Genomic DNA, 6,309 nt, shown 5'->3' on the forward strand with positions numbered 1-6,309 from the left:
CAGCGATCAGTGACGCTGATGCACGCTCGATTACGCAGCTTCTGCTTGCTTCTTCTCGGCCAGCGCGGCAAGAGCACGCGCGAAGCCCGAAACAGGCGATTGCATAACGAACAGCAGCTTCGAGAGCAGTTCTTCACGGCTCGGGATGCTTGCCAGCGCTTGCACGCCAGCCTTGTCCATCACCTTGCCATCGAACGAACCAGCCTTGATGACCAACTTGTCATTGCTCTTGCTGAAGTCGTTGACGACCTTAGCAGCAGCAATTGCATCTTCCGAGATGCCGTAGATCAGGGGGCCAGTCATCTGCTCTGCCAGCGGAGCAAAAGGCGTACCTTCAACGGCGCGACGCGCCAGCGTGTTCTTCAACACGCGCAGGTAAACCTGTTGCTCACGCGCTTTCGCGCGCAGCTTGGTCAGATCGCCAACCGCAATTCCACGATACTCAGCCAGCACAACGGTCTGGGCCTTCGCGACTTGCGCGGCAACCTCAGCGACGACGGCTTGCTTGTCTTCTCTATTAAGCGGCACGGTTAGCCTCCAGAAACGATACGTTCGGCACGAAACCTCACGTACCTCGTTCAACAACGGCGTCCGACCTCGTTAGGAGTATTTCCACCTCACGCCGTGAATCGCTTCACGACCTGCGGCTTCACCACTGCAAAACTTTTTCGGGTTCGCCATCTGCGTTGGCTTGAATTAAGGGATCGCCTGCCTGCTGCGCCCCACCAACGGTCTTTGATAACCGGTTGCCCGCCCTGCTGCACGAACAACCGCCCAAAGCCCATGTAGGCCGCTTCGCGAACGAAGCGGCCCGAATACTTGCTTACTGTGCTGCCAGCGTAGCCTGGTCGACACGCACGCCGACACCCATCGTGCTCGACAGTGCGATCTTGCGCAGGTAGACGCCCTTGCTCGTTGCCGGCTTGGCCTTCTGCAGCGCTTCGATCAGTGCCGACAGGTTCGAACGCAGTGCGGTCGATTCGAACGATGCACGGCCGATGGTCGCGTGGATGATACCGGCCTTGTCGACACGGAATTGCACCTGACCAGCCTTCGCGTTCTTGACTGCAGTCGCGACGTCCGGCGTGACCGTGCCGACCTTCGGGTTCGGCATCAGGCCGCGCGGGCCGAGGATCTGACCGAGCGTACCGACGATACGCATCGTGTCCGGCGAAGCGATCACGATGTCGAAGTCCATCTGGCCAGCCTTGATCTGCTCAGCCAGGTCTTCCATACCGACGATTTCCGCGCCTGCTGCACGAGCCTGCTCGGCCTTGTCGCCTTGTGCGAACACGGCAACGCGAACCGACTTGCCCGTACCTGCCGGCAGAACGACCGAACCACGAACGACTTGGTCCGACTTCTTCGCGTCGATGCCGAGCTGGACTGCGACGTCGATCGATTCGTTGAACTTCGCGCTCGCGCATTCCTTCACGAGTGCCAGTGCGTCTTCGATCGCGTACAGCTTCTGACGGTCGACCTTGGCGGCAAATGCCTGACGGCGCTTGGAGATCTTAGCCATTTACACGCCCTCCACAGTGATGCCCATCGAGCGTGCGCTACCAGCGATGGTGCGAACGGCTGCGTCCAGATCAGCTGCCGTAAGGTCCGGCATCTTGGTCTTCGCGATTTCTTCGGCTTGAGCGCGCGTGATCGAACCGACCTTGTCGGTGTGCGGCTTGCTCGAGCCCTTGTCCACCTTCGCCGCCTTCTTGATCAGGACGGTCGCCGGCGGCGTCTTCATCACGAACGTGAAGCTCTTGTCAGCGTATGCCGTGATGACCACCGGCACCGGCAGACCCGGCTCCATGCCTTGAGTCTGCGCGTTGAACGCCTTGCAGAACTCCATGATGTTCAGGCCGCGCTGGCCCAGTGCCGGACCGACCGGCGGCGACGGGTTGGCTTTACCTGCAGGAATCTGCAGCTTGATAAAGCCGACAATCTTCTTTGCCATTTGTAAACCTCGTTGGAACGCCAGACGGCGTTCGGTGAGTGATAACGCGCGTTCGCCGTTGGCTACTGACGCTCCTCAACGGCCATAACGCGAGCCGTAAGCGCGAAGGCGGGCAGCCGAGGCTGCCCACCGAATCGGGATCAAACTTTTTCGACCTGACCGAACTCGAGTTCGACCGGGGTAGAGCGGCCAAAGATGGTGACCGACACACGCACGCGCGATTTTTCGTAGTTGACTTCCTCGACAGTGCCGTTGAAGTCCGTGAACGGGCCTTCCTTGACACGCACCATCTCGCCAACTTCGAACAGGGTCTTTGGGCGCGGCTTCTCGACGCCTTCCTGCATCTGCGACATGATCTTTTCGACTTCCTTCGGGGAAATCGGGGTCGGGCGGTTACGCGCACCGCCGACGAAACCCGTGACCTTCGCCGTGTTCTTGACGAGGTGCCATGTTTCGTCCGTCATCTCCATTTCCACCAGCACGTAGCCGGGGAAGAATCGACGCTCGGTTACAGCCTTGTGGCCACCTTTGACTTCGACCACTTCTTCGGTCGGAACCAGGATCTGACCGAATTTATCCTGCATGCCAGCACGTTCGATGCGCTCTTGAAGCGCGCGCTGCACGCTCTTCTCCATACCGGAGTAGGCGTGCACGACGTACCAACGCTTTCCGCTCGGGGATGCCGGAGTATCGCTCATATCATTTCCAACCCAGAATCGCCGAGAAAATCACCCATTCGATCGATTTGTCACTCAACCAGAGGAAAATCGCCATCACGAGCACGAAACCGAACACGACGAGTGTGGTTTGCGTTGCTTCCTTGCGGGTGGGCCAAACGACCTTGCGGACTTCCTTGTACGAATCCTTGGCAAATGCGATGAGGCTCTTGCCAGGCACGGACATCAGACCGACGGCTACGCCGGCGATGATACCTACCGCCAATGCGGCGCCGCGGACATACCACTGCTGGTTGGCCAGCCAGAAGAAGCCCACGAATCCGGCCAAGACCAGCAATACGCCCAGGGCCAGCATCAGCTTATCGCCGGAGGTATTTACAGTTTCGACGGATGGATTCGCCATAACACCTTAAAACAAATGCCACGTGGGACACGTGGCGATTTTTGGCAGGGGCAGAGGGAATCGAACCCCCAACCTTCGGTTTTGGAGACCGACGCTCTGCCAGTTGAGCTATACCCCTAAACCATGTTGGGGCCGGCTGCCGCCAGCCCCAAAACTGTCGATCAACGAATAACTGGCTTACTCGATGATCTTGGCGACGACGCCGGCGCCGACGGTACGGCCACCTTCACGGATTGCGAAGCGCAGACCTTCTTCCATCGCGATCGGAGCGATCAGCTTCACCGTGATCGACACGTTGTCGCCCGGCATCACCATTTCCTTGTCCTTCGGCAGCTCGATCGAGCCCGTCACGTCCGTCGTACGGAAGTAGAACTGCGGACGGTAGTTGTTGAAGAACGGCGTGTGACGGCCGCCTTCGTCCTTGCTCAGCACGTACACTTCAGCCGTGAAGTGCGTGTGCGGCGTGATCGAACCCGGCTTCGCCAGAACCTGGCCACGCTCCACGTCTTCACGCTTCGTGCCGCGCAGCAGGATACCGACGTTGTCGCCTGCCTGACCTTGATCCAGCAGCTTGCGGAACATTTCAACGCCCGTGCAGGTCGTCTTCACCGTCGGCTTGATACCGACGATTTCGATTTCCTCGCCGACCTTCACGATGCCGCGCTCGACACGACCCGTCACCACCGTACCGCGGCCCGAGATCGAGAACACGTCTTCCACCGGCATCAGGAACGCGCCGTCAACTGCACGCTCCGGCGTCGGGATGTACGTGTCCAGTGCGTCTGCCAGGCTCATGATCGCCACTTCGCCCAGCTCGCCCGTGTCGCCTTCCAGCGCCAGCTTCGCCGAACCCTTCACGATCGGCGTGTCGTCACCCGGGAAGTCGTACTTCGACAGCAGTTCGCGAACTTCCATCTCGACCAGCTCGAGCAGTTCAGCGTCGTCCACCATGTCGCACTTGTTCAGGAACACGATGATGTACGGAACGCCAACCTGACGCGCCAGCAGGATGTGCTCACGCGTTTGCGGCATCGGGCCGTCCGCTGCCGAGCAAACCAGGATCGCGCCGTCCATCTGCGCTGCGCCCGTGATCATGTTCTTCACATAGTCAGCGTGGCCCGGGCAGTCGACGTGTGCGTAGTGGCGGTTTGCCGTTTCGTACTCGACGTGTGCCGTGTTGATCGTGATGCCGCGCGCCTTTTCTTCCGGTGCCGCGTCGATCTGGTCGTAGGCCTTCGCTTCGCCGCCGAACTTCTTCGTCAGAACCGTCGTGATCGCTGCCGTCAGCGTCGTCTTGCCGTGGTCAACGTGACCAATCGTACCAACGTTGACGTGCGGCTTGGTCCGCTCAAACTTTTCCTTGGCCATTTTCAACTCCCGAAAGGAATTTCACATGTTGCGCCGCGCGCAAACAGACACTGACTTTTTACTGCTGGTGCCCATGGGCAGGATCGAACTGCCGACCTCTCCCTTACCAAGGGAGTGCTCTACCACTGAGCCACATGGGCGCTATTACGCTTCAACTACACGGACTGGAGCGGGTGAAGGGAATCGAACCCTCGTCGTAAGCTTGGAAGGCTTCTGCTCTACCATTGAGCTACACCCGCACGGGCCACTAACGATTCCTTACCGCTCTCTGCGCTGATGTTCTGGTGGAGGAGGTTGGATTCGAACCAACGTAGGCGTAAGCCAACAGATTTACAGTCTGCCCCCTTTAGCCACTCGGGCACCCCTCCGTAGAGAACTGACGATTATGGGGGTGCATCGCACTTCTGTCAAGCACATCCGGAAGATTTTTTTCATTCTCTTCCAGCGCACCTGCGCGACTCACCCGACGCTCACGCTCACCCGGCTGAGGCAAGCAAGAGAGGATCGCCGATCGGCGCCCACATCTTCGTCAGACCCCGTCTTCAGTGTCGATTTTCATCTTCGCTGAAAACGAAAGACCGCCATCATAAGGCCTTCCGCGCATAATGCCAAGCGGGTAGATGCAAAAAATCCGCAATTTTCATGCCGATAGGTTTGTCGAGGCAGCCCGCCAAACGCTGGGACCAGCTAAAGCCGCTTGATGATGACGCGTCAGCACACCCTGCCAGGTCAGCCGGGATCTCCGCAGAGGCCTCCGGCGCACCGACACCGACGCCAAACCCGGATTCCCGATACAGCGCCACTGCCCACCTCTATCGCCGACAACCGGAATCGAACTTCAGGGCAGGGACCGGCATTGGGCCGCGCTCCTTCCGCGCGGACAGAAAACATGCGCGATACCGTCCCATTTCACGCGATCGAGCTGCTCCCGCATACCTGCCGCCTCATGCAACATCCGGGCTTCTTTCGTGCCTTCACGCGATCTTCGCTGCCTCCACGTCGCGCTCCGGCGGCACCGACAGTGATGCACAAGCAGGACGCGCAAAAAACGCGGTAGCTCGCATGGCATCCTTTGCCGCCGCTTACAACGAGGCGATGCAGCAAGCGCCACGGCTCCTGAAGCAGTCACGGACACATAATGTTGATCACGGCTGGCGGCGATGATGACACACGAGAATCTCAACCCTCCTGGCCGCCGCGTCGACTGAACGTCATCGTCGCAGCGAACGTGCCTCGGTGCAGCAAGCATTGCGTCGGTCCTTCGTGCAAGTTGATCAACATGAGTCTCTCGTCGGACTATCGCACTGCAGCTGCGCCATACATCCGATATCCGCTATGTGCAAACGATGCCCGGTCGGCTGCCCACGGATTTCAATGTGTAGCATCCGGCCTCGACGGCGCCGATTCTCTGCGTCGACTTTGGTCGAGATACCTATGCGACGCCGGCTGCGGACCGCGCACCCAGGAAGCTAACATCCGACACGAGCGCCTCGACGTCGACCGCTCGCTGCCCGGCGATGCTCGAGCTGACCGAGATCGGGGCAAAAACTGGATCTGGCGATTTGTACCGGACGAGCATTCCGCGCAGGGTGATCCAAGCGTCGCATGCACATCACGGTCGACCTCCCGACATTTGGGCGTCGGCGGAAGGCCCGGTGGGAATTCCGGTCGTCATTCGGGTGCTAACGGGCATGCTCTCACGGCCTCGAGCTGCCGTGCATTTACCATGAACGCGCCAGCAACACACCGGCAACATCGGCGCCTCGAACATAGCCACCGACATTGACCGGGAAAGTACCTTGACGGAGGCTTCACTGAGCCGCTACGAGCCGTCTCCCTGGTCGGCGATTGCAGCGAATCAGCCGGTGATTGGTCCGGGATGAAGGAAAGCGGTGGGTTCCGGCGAC

At 59.6% G+C, this 6,309-nt stretch carries 6 protein-coding genes and 4 tRNA genes; all 10 read right to left on the bottom strand.

What is annotated here, in order from left to right; genetic code table 11:
* Positions 1 to 30 precede the first annotated feature (30 nt).
* The 10 genes from rplJ to ACV22W_RS24715 all read right to left on the bottom strand — a co-directional run bounded on the left by rplJ (position 31) and on the right by ACV22W_RS24715 (position 4,770).
* Positions 31 to 528: a 50S ribosomal protein L10 gene (gene rplJ / locus ACV22W_RS24670; RefSeq protein ID WP_038715103.1), complete on the bottom strand. Its 498-nt coding sequence runs from the start codon at positions 526 to 528 to the stop codon at positions 31 to 33.
* 295 nt (positions 529 to 823) lie between these two features.
* Complete coding sequence (gene rplA / locus ACV22W_RS24675; RefSeq protein ID WP_059535563.1) at positions 824 to 1,522, bottom strand: 50S ribosomal protein L1; 699 nt, start codon at positions 1,520 to 1,522, stop codon at positions 824 to 826.
* Complete coding sequence (gene rplK / locus ACV22W_RS24680; protein WP_006400671.1) at positions 1,523 to 1,954, bottom strand: 50S ribosomal protein L11; 432 nt, start codon at positions 1,952 to 1,954, stop codon at positions 1,523 to 1,525.
* A gap of 140 nt (positions 1,955 to 2,094) precedes the next feature.
* Positions 2,095 to 2,652, bottom strand: a complete 558-nt coding sequence (gene nusG, locus ACV22W_RS24685; protein ID WP_006400672.1) for a transcription termination/antitermination protein NusG — start codon at positions 2,650 to 2,652, stop codon at positions 2,095 to 2,097.
* Between the two features lies 1 nt (position 2,653).
* Positions 2,654 to 3,034: a preprotein translocase subunit SecE gene (gene secE, locus ACV22W_RS24690; RefSeq protein ID WP_059535562.1), complete on the bottom strand. Its 381-nt coding sequence runs from the start codon at positions 3,032 to 3,034 to the stop codon at positions 2,654 to 2,656.
* Between the two features lie 42 nt (positions 3,035 to 3,076).
* Positions 3,077 to 3,152 (bottom strand) — tRNA-Trp (locus ACV22W_RS24695).
* Between the two features lie 59 nt (positions 3,153 to 3,211).
* On the bottom strand, positions 3,212 to 4,402 hold the full coding sequence (gene tuf, locus ACV22W_RS24700) for an elongation factor Tu (protein WP_006482910.1): 1,191 nt from the start codon (positions 4,400 to 4,402) through the stop codon (positions 3,212 to 3,214).
* Between the two features lie 65 nt (positions 4,403 to 4,467).
* Positions 4,468 to 4,542 (bottom strand) — tRNA-Thr (locus tag ACV22W_RS24705).
* 25 nt (positions 4,543 to 4,567) lie between these two features.
* Positions 4,568 to 4,641 (bottom strand) — tRNA-Gly (locus ACV22W_RS24710).
* Between the two features lie 43 nt (positions 4,642 to 4,684).
* Positions 4,685 to 4,770: transfer RNA gene (locus ACV22W_RS24715), tRNA-Tyr, on the bottom strand.
* Between the last annotated feature and the right edge of the window lie 1,539 nt (positions 4,771 to 6,309).

The organism is Burkholderia sp. AW49-1, from assembly GCF_053427845.1.